The organism is Cellvibrio sp. (assembly GCF_039207905.1).
GTDB lineage: Bacteria > Pseudomonadota > Gammaproteobacteria > Pseudomonadales > Cellvibrionaceae > Cellvibrio.
Map to the genome: position 1 here is coordinate 76734 of NZ_JBCECX010000014.1, position 20187 is coordinate 96920.

The 20187-nt window shown below is 46.3% G+C and carries 16 protein-coding genes and 1 tRNA gene; 5 read left to right on the top strand and 12 right to left on the bottom strand.

Annotation, left to right across the window (positions count from 1 at the left end; all coding sequences use genetic code 11):
- Nucleotides 1-96 precede the first annotated feature (96 nt).
- The 5 genes from AAGC78_RS10510 to tig all read right to left on the bottom strand — a co-directional run bounded on the left by AAGC78_RS10510 (nt 97) and on the right by tig (nt 6691).
- Nucleotides 97-369: an HU family DNA-binding protein gene (locus AAGC78_RS10510; RefSeq protein WP_039914522.1), complete on the bottom strand. Its 273-nt coding sequence runs from the start codon at nt 367-369 to the stop codon at nt 97-99.
- Between the two features lie 213 nt (nt 370-582).
- Complete coding sequence (lon, locus tag AAGC78_RS10515) at nt 583-3003, bottom strand: endopeptidase La (protein ID WP_435784034.1); 2421 nt, start codon at nt 3001-3003, stop codon at nt 583-585.
- A 143-nt stretch (nt 3004-3146) separates the two neighbouring features.
- A complete protein-coding gene (gene clpX, locus AAGC78_RS10520; protein WP_435784035.1) occupies nt 3147-4445 on the bottom strand; it encodes an ATP-dependent Clp protease ATP-binding subunit ClpX in 1299 nt (432 codons plus the stop codon).
- Nucleotides 4446-4562: 117 nt separating this feature from the next.
- The gene (gene clpP / locus AAGC78_RS10525) at nt 4563-5201 is read right to left on the bottom strand and encodes an ATP-dependent Clp endopeptidase proteolytic subunit ClpP (protein WP_435784036.1); all 639 of its coding nucleotides are present in this window, start codon (nt 5199-5201) and stop codon (nt 4563-4565) included.
- A gap of 176 nt (nt 5202-5377) precedes the next feature.
- Complete coding sequence (gene tig / locus AAGC78_RS10530; protein ID WP_435784037.1) at nt 5378-6691, bottom strand: trigger factor; 1314 nt, start codon at nt 6689-6691, stop codon at nt 5378-5380.
- A 431-nt stretch (nt 6692-7122) separates the two neighbouring features.
- Here tig and AAGC78_RS10535 point away from each other — a divergent pair, with 431 nt between their 5' ends.
- Nucleotides 7123-7563 carry a hypothetical protein gene (locus AAGC78_RS10535; protein ID WP_435784038.1) on the top strand — a complete coding sequence of 147 codons (441 nt, stop codon included), beginning with the start codon at nt 7123-7125 and terminating at the stop codon, nt 7561-7563.
- 141 nt (nt 7564-7704) lie between these two features.
- Here the strand turns inward: AAGC78_RS10535 and AAGC78_RS10540 are convergent.
- The 3 genes from AAGC78_RS10540 to topA all read right to left on the bottom strand — a co-directional run bounded on the left by AAGC78_RS10540 (nt 7705) and on the right by topA (nt 11142).
- Nucleotides 7705-7789, bottom strand: a tRNA-Leu gene (locus tag AAGC78_RS10540).
- A 139-nt stretch (nt 7790-7928) separates the two neighbouring features.
- Nucleotides 7929-8453 carry a DUF6586 family protein gene (locus AAGC78_RS10545; RefSeq protein ID WP_435784039.1) on the bottom strand — a complete coding sequence of 175 codons (525 nt, stop codon included), beginning with the start codon at nt 8451-8453 and terminating at the stop codon, nt 7929-7931.
- Between the two features lie 67 nt (nt 8454-8520).
- Nucleotides 8521-11142, bottom strand: coding sequence for a type I DNA topoisomerase (gene topA / locus AAGC78_RS10550; protein WP_435784040.1), 2622 nt, complete (start codon nt 11140-11142; stop codon nt 8521-8523).
- 334 nt (nt 11143-11476) lie between these two features.
- Here topA and AAGC78_RS10555 point away from each other — a divergent pair, with 334 nt between their 5' ends.
- Entirely contained in the window at nt 11477-12187 is a 711-nt protein-coding gene (locus AAGC78_RS10555) for a hypothetical protein (protein ID WP_435784041.1), read from the top strand.
- 4 nt (nt 12188-12191) lie between these two features.
- On the opposite strand, the gene AAGC78_RS10560 is transcribed toward AAGC78_RS10555, so the two are convergent.
- The gene (locus AAGC78_RS10560; protein ID WP_435784042.1) at nt 12192-12686 is read right to left on the bottom strand and encodes a hypothetical protein; all 495 of its coding nucleotides are present in this window, start codon (nt 12684-12686) and stop codon (nt 12192-12194) included.
- Between the two features lie 79 nt (nt 12687-12765).
- On the opposite strand from AAGC78_RS10560, the gene AAGC78_RS10565 reads away from it, so the two are divergent.
- Nucleotides 12766-13224, top strand: coding sequence for a universal stress protein (locus AAGC78_RS10565; protein WP_435784043.1), 459 nt, complete (start codon nt 12766-12768; stop codon nt 13222-13224).
- Nucleotides 13225-13259: 35 nt separating this feature from the next.
- On the opposite strand, the gene AAGC78_RS10570 is transcribed toward AAGC78_RS10565, so the two are convergent.
- Nucleotides 13260-15185 carry an ATP-binding cassette domain-containing protein gene (locus AAGC78_RS10570; protein ID WP_435784044.1) on the bottom strand — a complete coding sequence of 642 codons (1926 nt, stop codon included), beginning with the start codon at nt 15183-15185 and terminating at the stop codon, nt 13260-13262.
- Nucleotides 15186-15419: 234 nt separating this feature from the next.
- Here AAGC78_RS10570 and AAGC78_RS10575 point away from each other — a divergent pair, with 234 nt between their 5' ends.
- Nucleotides 15420-17405 carry a transglycosylase SLT domain-containing protein gene (locus tag AAGC78_RS10575; RefSeq protein ID WP_435784045.1) on the top strand — a complete coding sequence of 662 codons (1986 nt, stop codon included), beginning with the start codon at nt 15420-15422 and terminating at the stop codon, nt 17403-17405.
- 79 nt (nt 17406-17484) lie between these two features.
- Here the strand turns inward: AAGC78_RS10575 and AAGC78_RS10580 are convergent, their stop codons facing one another.
- The gene (locus AAGC78_RS10580; protein ID WP_435784046.1) at nt 17485-18423 is read right to left on the bottom strand and encodes a chemotaxis protein CheV; all 939 of its coding nucleotides are present in this window, start codon (nt 18421-18423) and stop codon (nt 17485-17487) included.
- 225 nt (nt 18424-18648) lie between these two features.
- On the opposite strand from AAGC78_RS10580, the gene AAGC78_RS10585 reads away from it, so the two are divergent.
- A complete protein-coding gene (locus AAGC78_RS10585) occupies nt 18649-19875 on the top strand; it encodes an EAL and HDOD domain-containing protein (protein WP_435784047.1) in 1227 nt (408 codons plus the stop codon).
- 24 nt (nt 19876-19899) lie between these two features.
- Here AAGC78_RS10585 and AAGC78_RS10590 read toward each other — a convergent pair whose 3' ends face one another.
- Complete coding sequence (locus AAGC78_RS10590; protein ID WP_435784048.1) at nt 19900-20148, bottom strand: glutaredoxin family protein; 249 nt, start codon at nt 20146-20148, stop codon at nt 19900-19902.
- Between the last annotated feature and the right edge of the window lie 39 nt (nt 20149-20187).

Genomic DNA, 20187 nt, shown 5'->3' on the forward strand with positions numbered 1-20187 from the left:
CTCGTTTATAAAAAATACTTACACTAAAAAAAAAGCGCACCTAGATGCGCCTTTTTATGCTTTCTTAATCAGATAAAAATCTGCAAAAAGCACTTATTAGTTAACAGCATCTTTCAATGCTTTACCTGGTTTAAATCCAGGAACTTTTGCGGCAGCAATTTTAATTTCTGCACCAGTCTGAGGGTTGCGACCAGTGCGTGCAGCACGCTCTTTTACTGCAAAAGTACCAAAACCCACCAGAACTACAGAGTCGCCATTTTTCAGGGCACCGGTGATACTTTCAACGACTGCATCCAAGGCACGACCGGCAGCAGCTTTTGGAATATCCGCAGATGCGGCAATGGCTTCAATCAGTTCAGTTTTGTTCACACTTAACCCCTTTTGATTATTTGTTTCTAAAAACACAGCACAAGTTAATGTCGCTATTAACCTACGTTTTCTGTGCAGCAAATGAATTGCGATTTATACCAACAGAGCCACAGAGGGTCAAGGAAAGCTTGCAGCTTTATACAAAACCCTATCGGATCTGATCACAAAACAGGCAATAGTTTTGATTTTCAAATCCGATCGAGCCTTCATCCTCTAGTGTGTGCTCAGGCGAGCATCACTCTCTGTTGACTTCTGTGCTGCTTTTTCAAGCGCCCGATACTCCTCATCACTGAGCGGCTTTGGACTGGATTGCAGTGCAATCGCAAGAACCTCATCAATCCACTTCACCGGCTTAATAGTGAGATCCTCTTTGATATTATCGGGGATCTCTTTCAGGTCCCGCTCATTATCGGCAGGGATAATAACTGTTTTTATCCCACCACGATGTGCTGCAAGAAGCTTTTCTTTCAATCCACCAATACGCAACACTTCACCGCGCAGTGTAATTTCCCCTGTCATAGCAACGTCGGCTCGGACAGGAATACCAGTCTGCACAGAAACCAGTGCTGTACACATAGATATACCCGCACTAGGGCCATCTTTTGGTGTTGCACCTTCCGGAACGTGAATATGAATATCCACTTTTTCGTGGTGATCCGGTGCAATCCCCAATGCTTGACTGCGGGATCTGACAACAGTCAAAGCAGCTTGAATGGATTCTTGCATAACATCACCTAAAGAACCGGTTTTGATTATGCGCCCCTTTCCAACTACTGCTGTAGCTTCAATAGTTAGCAGCTCACCACCAACTTGGGTCCAAGCTAGCCCGGTTACTTGGCCGATCTGGTCTTTGCTCTCGGCTTTGCCGAAATCGAACTTGTGAACACCAAGCAAGTCTTCAAGCGATGCGGGATCTACAACATCTGCGCTGACCTTATTACCTTTAACATGACGCGTAACAACCTTACGGCAGATCTTCGCCACTTCGCGTTCCAAGCCACGTACACCTGCTTCGCGAGTGTAATAGCGAATAATGTCTCGAATTGCCTCAGGACTGATTTTGATTTCAGATTCTTTAAGGCCATTTGCTTTCATCTGTTTCGGAATCAAATAGCGCGAGGCAATATTTAATTTTTCATCTTCCGTGTAACCCGGAATCCGAATAACTTCCATACGATCTAACAACGGACCTGGAATATTCATCGAATTAGATGTGCATACAAACATCACATCCGACAAGTCATAATCCACCTCAAGATAGTGATCACTAAAATGGCTATTTTGTTCAGGATCTAACACTTCTAAAAGGGCTGAAGCTGGATCGCCGCGATTATCCATTCCCATTTTGTCGATTTCGTCTAACAAAAATAGCGGGTTTCTGACGCCGACTTTCGCCATCTTTTGAATCAGTTTGCCTGGCAATGAGCCGATGTAAGTTCTCCTGTGTCCGCGGATTTCGGCCTCATCGCGCACACCACCTAACGCCATGCGAACGAACTCACGATTAGTCGCGCGAGCAATAGATTCCCCAAGAGAGGTTTTGCCTACACCAGGAGGCCCCACCAAACATAAAATGGGACCTTTCACTTTTTTAACGCGCTGTTGAACTGCCAGATACTCCAATATGCGCTCTTTCACTTCTTCGAGACCGAAGTGATCTTTATTGAGAACTTCCTCTGCCTTGGTGAGATCATGGCGAACCTTGCTTTTTTTGCTCCAAGGCACCTTTATCATCCAATCAATGTAAGCTCGAAGAACCGAAGCTTCAGCGGACATTGGTGACATCATTTTGAGTTTGTTTAGCTCAGTGCGCGCTTTTTCTTCGGCATCTTTTGGCATTGCAGCGGCGACGATTTTTTTCTCAAGTTCGTCAGCTTCGCTCACCTCTTCGCCCAATTCGCCAAGCTCTTTTTGAATGGCTTTAATTTGCTCATTCAAATAGTACTCGCGCTGACTTTTCTCCATTTGCTTTTTAACGCGACCGCGAATTTTTTTCTCAACATGGAACAAATCAACTTCTGCATCCATCAAATCGAGCAAGTGATCAATACGCTCGTGAATATCAGCCATTTCAAGAATGGATTGCTTCTTAGGTAAATCGAGTGACATATGTGCAGCAATTGTATCTGCCAAACGACCCGGCTCATCAATGCCTGATAGTGAAGTGATTACTTCTACAGGAACTTTTTTGCTGAGGTTTACATACTGTTCGAATTGCCCAATTGCTGATGCAACTAATGCGCGCCCTTCTGCTGCCTCTACCGGCGAGCTGGTAATAACATCTACGGTTGCTTTAAAGAATCCACCAGCATCCTCAATCACTTCAATGCTAGCTCTCTCTCTTCCTTCAATTAATACCTTAACTGTACCGTCAGGTAGTTTCAGCAATTGTAGGATTGAGGCAATTGTGCCTATGCTGTAAAGGTCTTCTGCCTGAGGATCGTCTTGCTGCGGGTTTTTCTGCGCCACGAGCAAGACTTGCTTATCGTTAGCCATAGCGCGTTCGAGCGCTTCAATTGACTTGCCTCGGCCAACGAATAATGGAGTTACCATATGCGGATATACGACTACATCACGCAATGGCAGTAAAGGAATTTCAGTAATATGAAGATCATGCAGAGTTTCAGCGACCATTGGTTCCTCTCTATTTCAAGAAGGCAACAATACCTTGCCATATAAACAAGATTGGGGTCTAAAGTGGGGAATTACAAGTTATTAGGCCGCAAAAAACAAAAAGAGCGCTTAATAGCGCTCTTTTTGTTCATCATGCTCAAGGCTTAATCTTCCGATGCAGCCTTTGCTGGTTTGTCTGTGTTTTCGTAAACTAATAAGGGCTCGGACTCTCCCTTAATGACCGACTCATCAACAACGACTTTGACGACATTCTCTTCGGATGGGATTTTGTACATGGTGTCCAGCAATACAGACTCCATGATAGATCTCAGCCCGCGCGCGCCAGTCTTGCGCTCTAAAGCTCGCTCAGCTACGGCGTCAAGCGCATCGGCGCGGAAATCTATCTGAACCCCCTCCATCTCGAACAGTCGCGCGTATTGCTTGGTGAGAGCATTGCGAGGCTCGGTCAAAATTTGGATTAACGCAGGCTTATCCAATTCATCCAGGGTGGCTATAACAGGCAAGCGGCCTACAAACTCAGGGATAAGGCCATAGCGAACCAAATCCTCTGGCTCGAGATCCTGCAGTGTTTGACCAAAGTTGCGCTTTTCATCTTTACTTTTAACTTCAGCACCAAAGCCTATGCCGCCTTTTTCGGAACGGTCACGAATGACCTTATCCAATCCGGCAAAAGCCCCGCCGCAGATAAAAAGAATATTGGATGTATCCACCTGCAAAAACTCTTGCTGAGGGTGCTTGCGCCCACCTTGAGGCGGAACCGATGCTACCGTCCCCTCGATCAACTTTAACAAAGCCTGCTGTACACCCTCACCCGATACGTCGCGGGTAATTGAAGGGTTGTCGGACTTGCGGGAAATTTTGTCAATCTCATCGATATAGACAATACCCTGCTGAGCCTTTTCAACATCGTAATCGCATTTCTGCAACAGTTTTTGGATAATATTTTCTACGTCTTCACCAACATAACCGGCTTCAGTCAGCGTCGTTGCATCTGCGATAGTAAATGGAACATCAAGTAAGCGCGCCAAGGTTTCAGCAAGCAATGTCTTGCCGCTACCAGTTGGCCCAACTAACAAAATGTTGCTTTTACCTAGCTCAATTGGCTCTTTGTCTTTGCCCAGTTTTTCGCCGAAGCGCAGACGCTTATAGTGATTGTATACAGCAACCGCCAATACTTTCTTCGCGCGCTTTTGACCAATTACATACTGATCCAGGATGGCGGAGATTTCATGTGGTTTGGGTAACTTTTCCGAGCTCCCCTCTGAAGCACTTTCCTGAATTTCTTCTCGAATAATGTCATTGCAGAGGTCAACACATTCATCGCATATAAAAACTGACGGTCCAGCAATTAGTTTGCGGACCTCATGCTGACTCTTGCCACAAAAAGAGCAATACAGCAGCTTCCCGTTTTTATCGCTTGCATCATTGGTGTGATCAGTCATTGAACCCACTCCATCTAAATTTCTATAACAATAGTCAGGCCAAAAGACCAGATTTCAAGCGGGCAAACAATATTTTGTCGCACTTACTTACAAAATAGCGATTACCACCCGCTGATCTTACTTTGCTGGCTGAATACGTTTCTCAATTACAGCGTCAATCAGACCATAATCCCTAGCTTGATGAGCTGACATAAAGTTATCGCGCTCTGTATCAACCTCAATTTTTTCAATGGGCTGACCAGAGTGAAATGCCATCAACTCGTTCAGGCGCGCACGAATTTTTAATATTTCCTGAGCCTGAATGTGTATGTCGGATGCTTGACCTTGGGCTCCGCCACTTGGCTGATGAATCATCACACGGGAATTAGGGAGGCAAAAACGCTTTCCTTTAGTGCCCGCATTTAAAAGAAATGCTCCCATGCTACATGCTTGACCGATGCACATGGTGCTTACATCCGGCTTGATGAATTGCATGGTGTCGTAAATAGACATGCCTGCAGTTACCGAACCACCGGGTGAGTTTATATATAGATGAATATCTTTGTCGGGGTTTTCGGCCTCCAAAAACAGAAGCTGCGCAACCACTAAATTTGCCATGTAGTCTTCAACTGGGCCAACCAAAAATATCACTCGTTCTTTGAGCAGGCGAGAATATATGTCGAATGAGCGCTCCCCTCTCGCGGTCTGCTCAATAACCATTGGCACCAGGCCATTATTAATAAGAGATAAATGGGAATTCATGTGTTCGTATGACATCGTGCGTTTCTGTCCTTAAGCGGGCTAATAGCATCGCCAATATTGAAAACAAAGGAATTTTGACACTACAGAGCTTAACCTGTGATGGGATTATATGCCAGTCAAAAGAGGAATTTTGCGAGGTGTTCACAGAAGGGGAAGCCGCAAAACAGTCGCTTTGCGGCTTTTTTAAGCGATTAGCGTTGAGCGTTGGCCTTGATGATTTCGTCGTAATTAGTTTCGACTTCTGAAACCTTAGCTTTCGACAAAATATGATCAACAACCTGATCTTCCAATACCGCTGACTCTACACCGCCCATCAGCTCTTGGTTGTTATTGTAATACTCAACAACTTCCTTTGGTTCTTGGTAGGTGGATGCGATTTCTTCAATCATCGCTTTAACGCGCTTGGCATCAGGCTTCAGCTTGGCGGTCTTAACGATTTCACCAACAATCAAACCCAAGGTGACGCGACGTGAAGCTTCATCCTGGAACATGGTATCTGGAAGTAAAGTTTTGACATCAAAATTCTGTTGTTGGCCGCCAAAACGCTGCAGCATTTGGTTGCGCAAAACTTGAATTTCGTTGGCAATCAATGCTTTAGGGACGTCAGTGGTGTGCGAAGCAATAAGAGCATCCATGACCTGCACCTTAACTTTTGCCTTCAGGGCATTAGCAAGCTCACGATCCATATTGGCTTTTACTTCCTTGCGGAATTGCTTCTCGCCACCCTTCTCTACGCCAAACTTCAAGAAAAATTCTTTTTTCAGCTCTGGCAACTGCGCTTCAGAAACACTGTTAACAGTGATTGTGAATTCAGCAGCGGCGCCCTTCAATTCTTCGGCTTGATAATCTTCAGGGAAGGTTACGGAAATAACTTTCTGCTCACCTGCCTTTGCACCAACAATACCCTCTTCAAAGCCTGGGATCATTGATTTGGAGCCGAGAACCAAATTGTGGTTATCTGCTTTGCCACCGGCGAACTCAACACCATCTTTGGTGCCAACGAAGTTGATGTTTACTTGGTCGCCTTCAGCTGCAGCGCGCTCCACTACTGACCAGGTTGCCTGATGCTTGCGAAGCACTTCAATCATGTTATCCACATCGGCTTCAGTCACTTCTGCTTTGAAGTTGGTTATCTCAAATGCAGATAAGTCGCTCAAAGCAACGCTTGGATAAACTTCAAATGTAGCAACGTACTCAAGGTCTTTGCCTGCAGCCAACTGCTTTGGCTGAATGGATGGCTGACCTGCTGGTTTCACGTTCTCTTTCTGCACTGCTGCGTAGAAAGAGCGGCTGATTACATCGCCCACCACTTCCTGACGAATGCCGGCACCGAAACGCTGCTTAACAACAGACATTGGAACCTTGCCTTTACGGAAGCCTTTAAGGCTTACATTGCGCGCCGCTTGCTTCAAGCGATTCTCAACTTCGTTTTCTACTTGCTCCGCGGGTACGCCTACAGTCAAGCGGCGTTCCAAACCAGAAGTCGTTTCGAGTGAAACCTGCATATATGCCTCGTAAAATAACTTAAAATATGTAGCGGTTGAACAAGCACCCTGCAGGCAGGGTGTCGTGAAAATATGATATGAACCGAGAGATTTGAACTACAAGCACAGAATCCGAAAAGAACCACAAGGGAACATAACTCATTGATTTTTATAGCTTGTATATCTTCCGTGCTCAGTCTACTAAGCCCCAATTTCGCCAATTAAAAGGCCGAAAGTAAGGCAAACAGGGCGCGAATGATACACAGATAACCCACCCAGTTCAAATAGCCAGTTTTTGTATTGATTCAAGCACTTATAAATCACTTTGCCGTGTGTTGATTTTCAAAGATTAATACTCGTATTGCTGTTGCCGAATTAAACAGTAATACTTATTCAGTCCAATCAGTTAGGTTAACGAGCTGATAAATCCAGAAAATCAATGTGGTACCGCAATGAAAAAGATAGCCCTCCTGCTCACCCTCTTGCCTGCAATTGCATTCGCCAATACAGACCTTGCTCCCATAAACAAAAAAGTCAGTGCGCTCAAAGCGAGGCTTGCTCATGCCAATCAGATGGGTTTGCATTGTGATGAGATGCTTGATGCCAGAAAAGTAAAGGGTATTAACTCAGCTGAATGTAATGATTACCTCAAAATCATGAATAGCACTTACCTAAAGGACACATTTGCGAAATGCCCTGAGCTAATCACGTGGTACGAGGCCAAAAGGAAGTTTATTTTTAGCAATCCTAATTTTGCGAGCGAGCAACCGGAAAAGGCAGATGCGCTAATCAAAACGATGAAGGAGGTTCAGGATACTTGTAACTCAGATACCTACTACGAGAACTTTCCTTACATGATTGAGACGCTGTCCAAGATCAGAAATATGTCGTAATCAAGTTGTTGGTGCTCAGCTCAAAAAAAGAAAACCCCATGCATTTTGAGTGTATGGGGTTTTCTTTTTCTGAGGCAAAAGTTAAAAAATTTTCCAAAAAAAAGAGGCTTATTACTAAGCCTCTTTTTCTTTAACTATGTATGGTGCGGACGGAGAGACTCGAACTCTCACACCTCGCGGCGCCAGAACCTAAACCTGGTGTGTCTACCAATTTCACCACGTCCGCATTTGGTTGTCTTCACTGTGTTGCTAGAAGACACTGACCTAATCTCGCAAGCTTTAACTTATTGATTTCTATGCTATCAACAGCTCATATTGCGAGGGTGCGAATTGTGCCACAGGTGATTTTGCGGTTCAACCTTTTATCAATACTCAGCTGATGTTTCTCGCTGGCGGGCAATTAACGAGCGAAAGCTAGATGCCCAAGCTGACAATACATCTGTTGTCAGATTTAGCATTGCAATCTCGTCAGCATCAGCCAGTTCAACTACATTGATTATGTTTTCCTGGCCAAACGCTTTTTTCTCTTTTTCCTTTGCGGGCGAGCTCAATAATTGTTCGTAATAGCGAGTCAATTGATTCAACCAGGAGCTGCTAAGTTGCTCAAGCTCAACTAACTCTGAAACCTCTGACGAATACTTGTCGAGCTCCTTGAGAGTTGATGCCAAATCGGACACTGAGTTAATTGACTGCATATTCACTATACGCTGATGCTCAGCAAGTTCACGTACGTAAAAGTGCAAAGCGGTGGCCAAGTGAAATACGACGGAATCTTTCAATGCCTTTTGCAGAAGACTTGAATCTGTTGATGTGTCAGCAACCAGACTAGCGATAATGGAACTAGCAAAGGCCAGCTTTTGATTTACTAGCTGTAAATGATTGATAGACATAATTCATTGATTAAATACTTGAGAGGGGAAGTTGGGCTAACCACTTGAGGTGGTTAGCCCAAGGGTACTATTTTTGCACTTTCCATTTACCGCTTTCGTAAAATGCTTTCCAGCCGGTCGCTTTACCGTTGACTTCGGTTTGCACGTATTGCTCTTTGGTTTTACGGCTAAAACGAATAATGGCTTTGTTACCTTCCGGATCTTTTACCGGGGCAGATAATAAAAAATGGTATTTGGGATCAATTTGATCTTTGTATGGCAGCAGCTCTTCAACCAATGGCGCACGCGTCTCCCTATTTTTCGGGAATTGGCTGGCCGCCAAAAACAATCCAGCAGCGCCATCGCGTAAAACATAGTGATCATCGACTTTTTCGCAACGCAATTCCGGCATCACGATAGGATCAACTTTTGGCGGTGCCGCTTCACCACTTTTAAGTAGCTTGCGCGTATTTTTGCATTCGCTGTTAGTGCAGCCAAAGTATTTACCAAAACGGCCAGTCTTTAATTGCATTTCACTGCCGCACTTGTCGCACTCGATTGTTGGGCCTTCGTAGCCTTTCAGGCGATAACTGCCCTGCTCCACTTCATATCCGGAGCAATCAGGGTTATTTCCGCAGATATGTAGCTTACGGCTCTCATCAAGCAGATAGGAATCCATTGCTGAATTACAAATTTTGCAGCGATGTTTAGCGCGCAACTGGCGGGATTCAGCTTCTTCATCCGCATCCGCGTCGATGACTTCATCACCGGATACAAGATTCATAGTATTTTTGCAGCGCTCTTTTGGCGGCAATGCGTAACCGGAGCAGCCGAGGAAAACACCGGTGCTTCCCGTGCGAATTTGCATATGTCGACCGCACAGGCTGCAAGCGATATCAGTATCGGTAGGATCATTTGCGCGCATGCCTTTAGCTGCGCTGGATGCCAGGGTCAGTTTTTTGCTGAAGCCAGCGTAAAACTCATCCAGCAAGGCGCGCCAGTTTTTCCCACCCTGGGCAACTACGTCCAGAGCCTCTTCCATGCTTGCAGTGAAACCGTAATCCATCAGGTCATCAAAACTTTCAACCAAACGCTCTGTGACTATGTCGCCCATCTTCTCGGCGTAGAAGCGACGGTTTTCCTGACGAACATAACCGCGCTCCTGAATAGTCGAGATAATCGATGCATAAGTTGATGGGCGGCCGATAGCGCGCTTTTCCAACTCTTTTACCAAGCTTGCTTCTGTGTAACGCGCAGTTGGCTTAGTAAAATGTTGCTGCGGATTAAGTTTTACCAGAGGCAGAACTTGCCCTACCTTCATATCCGGCAACACAACATCTTCATCTTTTTTGGCGACTTGCGGTGTCACTTTGGTGTAGCCGTCAAAACGGATAACACGACCGCGAGTACGCAACTCGTAGTCGCCAGCAGCTACTACCACGCTGGTGCTGGTGTATTCGGCTGGTGTCATCTGGCAGGCAACAAATTGCTGCCAAATCAATCCATACAAGCGCTCAGCATCGCGCTCCATGCCACTTAATTGATTGGGTTGTACGCTCACATTGGATGGGCGAATCGCTTCATGCGCTTCTTGCGCACCATCTTTGCTTGAGTACAACGTTGGTGATTCAGGCAAATAACGCTTACCGAAATTTTCCAGAATATATTCCCGGCAAGAGTCGACAGCTTCTTTGCTCAAATTGGTCGAATCGGTACGCATGTATGTAATGTAACCAGCTTCATACAGGCGTTGCGCCATCATCATTGTTTTCTTCACGCCGAAGCCTAAACGGGTGCTTGCCGCCTGCTGCAAGGTGGATGTGATAAAAGGAGCCGAAGGTTTGGATTGAGTTGGTTTATCTTCCCGACTAATAACCTTATAAGCCGCGCCTTGCAGAGCATTGACGGCAGTCATCGTTTGAATTTCATTCACAGGCTTGAAAGCCTCATCGCCGAATTTTTTCACTTCAAAACTGGCGGTTTGACTCTTATCTGCCTGCAAGTCTGCAAACAATGTCCAATATTCTTCAGGTACAAACGCACGGATTTCACGCTCGCGTTCTACCACCAAGCGCACAGCAACTGACTGGACGCGGCCGGCAGAAAGTCCGCGTGCAACTTTCTCCCAAAGCAGTGGAGAAACCATGTACCCCACAACACGATCAAGGAAGCGGCGCGCTTGCTGCGCATCAACACGATTTTGATCGATAGGACCGGGAGTTTTAAATGCGTTTTGAATCGCAGTTTTAGTGATTTCGTTAAACACTACGCGACGATAGCGGGATTCATCACCACCAATAGACTCGCGCAAGTGCCACGCAATGGCCTCCCCCTCTCTATCCAAGTCGGTTGCGAGATAGACCATATCGGCCTTCTCTGCGAGCTTTTTCAGCTCGTCAACCACTTTTTCTTTGCCGGGCAGGATTTCGTATTGTGCTTCCCATCCATTTTCCGGATCAATTCCCATCCGGTTTATCAGCTGGCTTTTGCTTTTTTTCGCCTGATAAACAGCCTTGTCCTCGGCTGACATTTTACGGGTAGCGGCTGCTTGTTTGGCTCGCTCTTTGGCATCGACTGGCTTGGCGCCGCCACTGGTAGGTAAATCACGAATGTGGCCGATACTGGATTTGACGATAAAGTCATTACCCAGATACTTATTGATGGTTTTCGCCTTGGCCGGCGACTCAACGATAACTAAGGATTTACCCATGGTGGTTAGAACTATCTCTATATAAGGAAGGCTGTGTAGAAAGCTGAAAAATGCGCCAAATGATTGCAACATCGCCCCCAAGACGGGGTAAACTAGTTGCGAAGGTGCGCATATATAAGTCTTGAATCTCTAGGGGTCAAGCTATAATTTCCAACATGTCTTATAGTAGAGGCGCGCCTCAAGTGCAAAAAATACCTTTTTGGCGGTGCGGATATCACTTTAAAATATCAACCTAATTAGATGTTTTATAAAGAGTTTTATTTTTTAAAAAGCTTAGGGATAAGAAATTGATAAAAACCCTAACCTTAACTTACTTTGCCAAGTAGATTTCCGCATGACCCTGATTGTGATTCTCGTTTTTTTGATGCTGATAACACTTTTTGGCGTGAGCGTGATTGGCCGCATCCAGCAACGCCAACGTCTTCGTCGTTTGCAGCAGCGCCGCTTGCGCATTCAAGCAGAAGAACTCATCGAGGTTGTGGCTTGCCTGGAGCAAACACTACCCAATCGCGCCATCACCAAGCATATCAACGATATGATTATTGCTCTGCAGCAGCAAATGTTAGCGCTTGAGGACAATCATCCAGAACATATCGAGGCGGCGATCCAGAAAAGCGAGCTTTACTCGGAAGAACTGATTAACCCGAAAAATCGCCAAAGCATTAGCTACCAGCGCGAAAGCGATGCCCAGATTGCCAAAACCCAGTTACACATCAATGAAACCATGCATCTCATTACCCAGCTCGCTGCCCAAGGTACTATTAATGAGATTGAGCTGGATGCCTATCTGATCGAGCTGCGCTGGGCTCATTTGATGGTGTCGGTAATGTCATACATTGGCCAAGGTGATAAATCCATGGCCATTAGCGATAGGTTCTCTGCACAGGCTTTCTATCGCAAGGCACAGCAGTTATTGATGGAATCTATGCATCAAGATCCGCGTCGTTTGAAAATGATTAAGGAATTGAGCGAAATGGTAGATGGAGGCCGGGTGGGATTGAGCCGTGACCTGCGCGAGCCCTCCTCTGCCGCCATGAGCATGTAGCCTGCTACATGTCGCCTACCTGATGAATTTCAGTCAGGATTTTCGCTAATAAGTCCAAAGTTTCTGCCCCCTCTTTTTCAGTCCAGAAGACGCAAGTACCTAAACCTCCCTGGCTAATTGCGGACACTGACGCGGGCAATTGAGGCAAATAGTTTTTCAGCAGCGCGCAAATGTTTTCTGCCGGCCGAACATCAGTTTGCCAATCCCATTCGCGATAAAAATTCCCCTCATGTTCATAGCTGGTGCGAACCAGTATCCACTCTGGAATGGCACGAGATTTATCTTGCGGCGGCAGATAGTACACGGGCATTGGTTGCGACCGTTCTATCTCGGTTTTCAGCTTGGGCAACTGTCGCATGCTGAAGCGCAGTCCGAATTTGGCAGCGTACAGGCGCAATTGCTCCTTACGTTTTTGCGCCGGGCTTGGTTTCAGCATTGAGATAGGCCCAATCACTAAAGCGAAAGCCAGCAGTAGCAGAACAAAAAACCAAATATTCATCAGAATCCTTAAAACTTTGAGGGAGAACTACTAGTCTATATTGGTAGACGACACATCTCATTCGACGAGGACGGACGCCATGACAGAATCCATTAGCTACAAACATATCATTGTGGGAGTGGACCTCTCCGAAGATTGCCCCCCCGTAATTCATCGTGCCGCCGCTATCGCACAAGCCTGTAATGCAAAACTCACCCTCGCCCACGTGCTTGAGCCAATTGCATTTGCGTATGGCGGTGATATGCCAGTGGATTTAACCGGCATCCAAGAGCAGCAGGTACAAAAAGCGGAAACCGAGCTGGCGCAGCTTGCAAAAGCGACTAATTATCCCATTCAGCAACAGCATGTGTTGGTTGGACAACCTGCGGCAGAATTACATTACCTTGCTGAACAGGAAGCGGCTGACTTGATCGTAGTGGGAAGCCATGGGCGGAAAGGTTTTGCGCTACTACTTGGCTCTACACCTAACAGTGTTTTACACGGCGCAACATGTGATGTGCTAGCCGTGCTGGTAAAAAAAACACCCACCGAAATTTAATCGCACTGCAGCCCCTTCATTTATAGCAGGGGCTTTTATTCCTGCTGCATATCTTCCAATTCAGCCCAACGATCGAAGCAGTCATCAAGTTGTTGTTGCACTTGCGTGAGCTCTTGTAATTTTTTTTCCACTGTTGATGAGCTTTGACTATAAAAGTCAGCAGCATTAGTGACTGCTTGCAACGCCTCCAGTTGTTTTTCAAGTTGCTCAATTTTTTGCGGAAGCTCATCAAATTCTTTTTGAAATTTGTAGCTCAGTTTTTTCGCCTTTGGCGGAACTTTTACTGCCGCAACTTCGACAGTGCTGCTTACCTTTGGCTCTTGCGTTTCTGTGCTTTCGGTCACCGCAGGCAGTTCATCGGCCTGCGTCCATTTGCCGCCTTGGCGAATCCAATCGTCATAACCACCAACATATTCAAGCACATTACCGCGTCCTTCAAACGCAATAACACTGGAAACGATATTGTTGAGAAATGCCCGGTCATGGCTTACCAGCAACAGTGTGCCTGAGTATTCGGTAAGGATATCTTCCAGCAGTTCGAGCGTTTCCACATCGAGATCATTGGTCGGCTCGTCAAGCACTAAAAGATTAGCGGTTTTACTGAATAACTTGGCGAGCAGCACGCGGTTGCGCTCACCGCCTGACAATGCCCGCAGTGGTGTACGCGCCCGTTCACCGCTAAATAAAAAATCGCTTAAATAAGAAAAAATGTGTTTGGACTTTCCATCAATATCAATGAACTCTCGCCCACCGGCAATATTGTCCACCGCATTTTTATCGAGATCCAATTGGTCGCGCAGTTGGTCAAAATAAGCCACCTCAAGATTGGTGCCCAATTTGACACTACCTGACTGTGGTTGTAGCTCGCCCAGAATTAATTTCAGTAAGGTACTTTTTCCTGCTCCATTTGCACCAACCAAACCGATGCGGTCGCCGCGCATAATTCGAGTAGAAAAATTGTTGACAATTTTTTTATCGCCCCAGGAGTAAGAGACATTAGCCAAATCAGCAACCAGCTTTCCAGAGTCACCACCGGATGCCAGCGTGAAGTTTGCTTTACCCACCACCTCGCGTCTTTGCGAACGAACTTCGCGCAGCGCCTTTAATGCACGAACGCGACCTTCGTTGCGTGTGCGTCGGGCTTTAATGCCTTGGCGAATCCATACTTCTTCCTGCGCAAGACGCTTATCAAATAATTCATTGTGACGAGCTTCTTCCGCTAAGGCTTGTTCGCGATAAACCAAAAAGCTCGCATAATCTCCCGCCCAGTAACGCAAATGGCCGCGATCAAGCTCCGCGATATGTGTCGCCAGTGCTTGCAGCAATGAACGATCGTGGGTGATAAAAACCAATGCGCCATTGTAATTTAGCAACTGTTTTTCCAGCCACTCAATTGCGGCGATATCCAGATGGTTCGTCGGCTCATCCAACAACAATACATCCGGTTCAATCACCAGCGCTCGCGCCAATGCAACCCGACGACGCCAGCCGCCAGAAAGCTCACGCATATAGCGCTCAGCGGGTAAATCCAGGCGCGAAATAATTTCATCAACTTTTTGTTGCAACGCCCAACCATCATTAGCTTCAATTTGATGCTGCAGCTGCGCCATACGCGCTAAATGCTCGTCGCTAATATCTTGCGCATGTGAAAGTAAACGGTACTCCGCCAATAATTCACCCACGCCTTTTGCCCCGGCAGCGACGGCATCAAACACTAAACGGTCGTCCGCTTCCGGCAAATCCTGTTCAAGACGAGCGATGCGAATACCGGTCTGGCGAACAACTTCACCCTTATCCAGATCGACCTCACCATCAATCACTTTTAACAGGCTGGATTTGCCCGTTCCGTTGCGACCGATCAAGCACAGGCGCTGGCCTCGCTCAATTGTCAGTTCAACATCATCGAGAAGTACTTGCAGACCGTAGCTTAGTCCGGCTTTTTCAATTTTAATCAAAGACATAGAAGGAATAATTCAGGTAATTTTTCAACGAAAATGATACTGGCAGAAGCACCAATGGGCTGGTATTCTCAAAGTAGATTTAGCGAGCCACTAAAGTGCTTCGCGTAGCTAGTGATATGCATCGAAGCGATCAGTAAGCGAGAACAATCCGGCAAAAGTAAAAAGTGCCGCATCATATCCCACCAGAAAGGCATAACCAACCCGCCAGGGTTTGATAATAATTTTGAGGTATCCATGAGGTTTTCGAAAATACTTTGGCCATTTGTCGTTGGAGCCAGCGTATTCGTCGGCAGTATCGCCTTGACTAGCGCCCACGCAGCGGCAGACACCGCAGCAAAAACCGCATCCAAACCAACACCTCGCCAACTGGAACGGCAAAAGTATGAGCAGGCACAAAAGGCGCTCAACGCCAAAAATATGCCTGAGTATTCGCGCTTGGTGAAACAGCTACAAAATTATCCGCTGCTGCCCTATCTCGAATATCAAGAACTATCCAATCGACTGATTTCACTGCCTAAAGACGAAGTGCAGGATTTTTTCAGAAGTTATCCTGAATCCTTTTTATCTGAGCGATTGATGCATCGCTGGCTGCGCACCCTTGCACAGCGCGAACGCTGGGCGGACTATCGCCAGTTTTACGATAAGCGCCTTACTGACCCAGAGCTTGCCTGCCTTAACCTGCGCGCGCGTTTGGCGACAGGAGATAAAACAGCGCTTGCTGATGTAGCCCCACTCTGGAATATCGATAAAGCACAATCGAAAGCCTGCGACCCGGTTTTTGATCAATGGCGAAAAGCGGGCTTGATGACACCTGAGCTTATTTGGGAGCGGCATCAAAAAGCAGTTAAGGCTGGCAATAAAGGCATGGTCAGTTATTTGACCACTCAACTGCCAAGCGGTGATCGCGCTATGGCAACCTTGCTGCAGCAAGTTGATGCAAACCCGCGCCTGCTTAAACAAACCGGTAACTACTCAAAACAAACCGCCTACATGAAGGATGTGATTCTGTATGGTCTGGACAAGCTAGCCCGCACTGATGCAAAAGAGGCGCTTGCGTTGTGGCATCGTTATGACGCGCAACAATTGTTTAGCGATGAAGACAGAATCAACATCAAGTATCAAATTGCATTGCGCCTGCTCCATCAAAATCACGATCTTGAAGCAGAAAAACTGGTTGCATCAACACCAAACCTCACTCGTGCAGATTTGCTGGAATGGTTGCTGCGCGAATCATTACGCAAGCAGGATTGGGAGCGAGTAAACGAATGGTTAACCCGTTTGCCTGATGAAACTCGCCAAACCGAGCGCTGGCGCTATTGGCAAGCGCGCACCATGGAAGAATTAAAAATAAAAGAAATTAATGGTGAGACTGCAGACAGTATTTATAACAGTGTTGCACCTGCGCGCAGCTTCTACGGTTTCCTTGCTGCTGATAAGACCGGTATTAACTACCACTTATTGGATCGCCCGCTGACGTTTACCGAAAAACAAGTTCACGATGTAGAGAATGCACAGGGCATTTTGCGCGCGCGCGAGTTTTATGCGCGCGGTGAAGTTGCAGCTGCAAATCGCGAGTATTTTCATACTACACGCAGGATGACAACCGAACAAATGGTGATTGCTGGCCGTCTTGCAGAAAAGTTAGGTTGGTATCGCTTGGGCATCCAGGTGATGGCAGATGCGCAATATTGGGATGACTTACAGGTGCGTTTCCCGGTTGTTTACAAAGAGCACGTAAATAAAGCTGCAAAACAAACTTCCGTTAACCCGCTGCTGATTTTTGCAGTTGCACGGCAAGAAAGTGCATTTATGCACGATGCAAAATCACCTGTAGGTGCACTTGGGTTAATGCAATTAATGCCTGCAACTGCCAAACAAACTGCGCAGAAAAATGGCATTAGCTATAACGTGCAGGACTTAATCACACCTGAGAAAAATATCGCCTTGGGAAGCCGCTATCTGAACCATTTGCTCGGCGTATTTGATGGCAACCGGATCCTGGCCGCAGCCGCTTATAACGCAGGCCCAACCCGTGTGAAGAAATGGTTGAACAAAGAAAAAGAGGCGCAATTACCTTACGATGTATGGATCGAAACTATCCCATACAAAGAGACACGCGGTTACGTGCAAAACATACTGTCTTTCTCGGTGATTTATGCCTACCGATTGGGTGAACAAACCAGTTTTGTAACTCCAGCGGAAGCTAATCGTCAGCTGTAAAAATCGGCGGTAAATAATAGTGTAATAAAAAAACCGCGCCTGAGCTTCAGGCGCGGTTTTTTTTGTAACTGAAGATAGATTATTTTTTAAGATATTCTCGCAGCCGCTTCTGCACAACAGCCGCTAATTCGTCTGGCTGGAATTTGGATAGAAAATCATTGCAACCCACCTTCTCCACCATCGCCTTATTAAAACTTCCGCTAAGTGATGTGTGCAAAACTACATATAAGTTTGCCAATGCCGGATCTTTCCGTACTTCAGCAGTTAAACGATAACCATCCATCTCCGGCATTTCTGCATCAGTTATCAGCATTAAAATTTCATCGGTAACCTTACGACCGGCCGCAGCCCATTGCCGCAAAATCGTCAGCGCTTGTAAGCCATCCTGTACCGATAAAACCTCTACTCCGATATTACCCAGAGTTTCGCGCACCTGCTTAACCGCGGTAGGTGAGTCTTCCGCTAACAACACTTTGAGTTTACGTTTGCGTGCTTCTTCTGCGAGATCTGAATCCAGCACATCATCTGAGACGGAAGTGTTATAGGGAATGATATCGGCAAGCACGCGCTCAACATCCAGAATTTCTACCAACTGCTCATCCACGCGAGTAATAGCGGTCAAAAAATGGCTGCGACCAGTGCCTTTTGGCGGCGGTAAAATAAGCTCCCAGTTGAGGTTTATGATTCGGTCTACCGCACCAATTAAAAATGCCTGTACTGAACGGTTATATTCCGCAACGATTAAATTCGCGTTATCGGCCTCTTTCAATTCACTCATGCCAATTGCAGCGCGCAAGTCGATTACTGGCACTGCTTGGCCGCGCAAATGTGCCACACCGCGAATATGAGGATGACTGTGCGGGACATGGCGCAAGGTAGGAACCTTCACCACCTCCTGAACCTTGAATACATTGATCGCAAATAGCTGACGACCACCTAATCGGAACATCAGTAACTCAAGGCGGTTTTCACCCACCAGACGGGTTCGCTGATCAATAGAATCTAATAGTTTGGACATACAACACCATCAATTTTCGCGGTTCCCAGCGGGAGCCCATGCTTAAAAACACTATGAGTATAGGCAAGATTTGGCGAAGGATCGGGAATTGACCGGTAAAGATGTAATCGAGGTGCAGAATTGCGGTTGTAACCTGGCTGCGGCCAGCTACACTCTCCTAACATACGCAGATTTCTGTGAAAGCGGATCTTCCTAAACACAACTATTAATCAATCCGTTTACATTATGACCGAAGCCATACCTCTTCTCGCTCGCCAGCCTATTTTCAATGGCAACATGCAAGTCGTTGCCTATGAATTACTCTGTCGAAATAACGATCTGAAATTTATCTCCACTACCGATGGAGATGCCGCCAGCTCCCAAGTGCTGCTCAATGCTTTTACCGAGCTGCCGATTGAGCAGGTCGTTGGCAAACATAAAGCCTTTGTTAATTTCACTCGCACTTTGCTGAACTCACCACCGCCCTTTAGCAAGCAAAAACTGGTGATCGAAGTACTTGAGGGGCAGCAGGTGGATGCGGCGATGTTGCATTCATTGAAACAGCTGCGCGAACAGGGTTACACCATCGCGCTGGACGATTTTGAGTTAGATGAGAACAGCCAAAACCTCGTCGCTTATGCCGATATTATCAAGCTGGATGTACTAGCTCTTACACCAGAAAAACTCCAACAACATATCACCTACCTAAAACCATTTGGTGTAACGCTGATTGCAGAAAAAGTTGAAACCTATGAGATGTTTGAACAATGCAAAGCATTGGGTTTCGATTTATTCCAGGGTTATTTTTTAGCGAAACCGCGTGTCATTACTGGCCGAAAAATTTCCGAGAATAAACAATCGGTACTGCAATTATTATCGGCACTGCATGATGCCGATGCGCCTATCGACAAGATTGAACGCATGATCGCGCGCGATACATTACTGAGCTTTAAACTATTGCGCTTGGTCAATTCAGCTGCGTTTGGGCTGTCCCGCAACGTTGAGTCTTTGCGTCAGGCAATTATGTTGCTGGGCATGAACAAGCTGCGTAACTGGGTCAACCTGCTTGCGTTATCTAACCTGAGCGGTAAGCCACACGAATTAAGTATTGCCGCGCTTACGCGCGCGCGGATGTGCGAAAAGATTGCCGCTGTGATTAATCAACGCAGCCGACCAGATTCTTACTTTACGGTTGGATTGCTGTCGACACTGGATGCATTTTTGGATTCTCCTCTGGAAGAATTGCTGGGCACCCTTTCACTCAGCGAACAACTGAATCAGGCCATGCTAAATCATTCGGGTCCAGAGGGGATGGTGCTGCAGATTGTACAAGCTCACGAACAAGGCCACTGGCAAGAAATCGATTGGGATCATCTTGCCGAACTGGGTTTAACTACAGAAAAAATGGCTGAAATATATGTAGATTCACTGTATTGGGTTGCTGAAACTATGAATACGCTGGGTATTAGTTAAGCCGCAAAACTCTCAAAAAAATAATTAACAGTTAATCCGCACAAGAAAAGCAGCAGCTTGCGTAGAGTCAAACGGCCAACCTAGTTCGTCGATATGGTGAGGGGATTTTAAGACAGGAATTCTTACGCCGTAGCGCTCGATCAACTCATCTGACTCTGCTATATCAATTTCTTCCAATTGTAATGAGTAGTCATTTAAGAGCGGGGAAACAATATCCCTGGCCATCTCACATAAATGACAGCCAGGGGTTGAATAAAGGTAAATAGTTTTCATAGATCACTGCCCGGGAAAAATGGCAGTTTATCAGTTCTG

Coding starts and splice junctions, on each gene's coding strand:
- lon (WP_435784034.1), bottom strand. CDS start 3,003: ATGGTCGCTGAAACTCTGCATGATCTTCATATTACTGAAATTCCTTTA.
- clpX (WP_435784035.1), bottom strand. CDS start 4,445: ATGACTGATCACACCAATGATGCAAGCGATAAAAACGGGAAGCTGCTG.
- clpP (WP_435784036.1), bottom strand. CDS start 5,201: ATGTCATACGAACACATGAATTCCCATTTATCTCTTATTAATAATGGC.
- tig (WP_435784037.1), bottom strand. CDS start 6,691: ATGCAGGTTTCACTCGAAACGACTTCTGGTTTGGAACGCCGCTTGACT.
- AAGC78_RS10535 (WP_435784038.1), top strand. CDS start 7,123: ATGAAAAAGATAGCCCTCCTGCTCACCCTCTTGCCTGCAATTGCATTC.
- AAGC78_RS10545 (WP_435784039.1), bottom strand. CDS start 8,453: ATGTCTATCAATCATTTACAGCTAGTAAATCAAAAGCTGGCCTTTGCT.
- topA (WP_435784040.1), bottom strand. CDS start 11,142: ATGGGTAAATCCTTAGTTATCGTTGAGTCGCCGGCCAAGGCGAAAACC.
- AAGC78_RS10555 (WP_435784041.1), top strand. CDS start 11,477: ATGACCCTGATTGTGATTCTCGTTTTTTTGATGCTGATAACACTTTTT.
- AAGC78_RS10560 (WP_435784042.1), bottom strand. CDS start 12,686: ATGAATATTTGGTTTTTTGTTCTGCTACTGCTGGCTTTCGCTTTAGTG.
- AAGC78_RS10565 (WP_435784043.1), top strand. CDS start 12,766: ATGACAGAATCCATTAGCTACAAACATATCATTGTGGGAGTGGACCTC.
- AAGC78_RS10570 (WP_435784044.1), bottom strand. CDS start 15,185: ATGTCTTTGATTAAAATTGAAAAAGCCGGACTAAGCTACGGTCTGCAA.
- AAGC78_RS10575 (WP_435784045.1), top strand. CDS start 15,420: ATGAGGTTTTCGAAAATACTTTGGCCATTTGTCGTTGGAGCCAGCGTA.
- AAGC78_RS10580 (WP_435784046.1), bottom strand. CDS start 18,423: ATGTCCAAACTATTAGATTCTATTGATCAGCGAACCCGTCTGGTGGGT.
- AAGC78_RS10585 (WP_435784047.1), top strand. CDS start 18,649: ATGACCGAAGCCATACCTCTTCTCGCTCGCCAGCCTATTTTCAATGGC.
- AAGC78_RS10590 (WP_435784048.1), bottom strand. CDS start 20,148: ATGAAAACTATTTACCTTTATTCAACCCCTGGCTGTCATTTATGTGAG.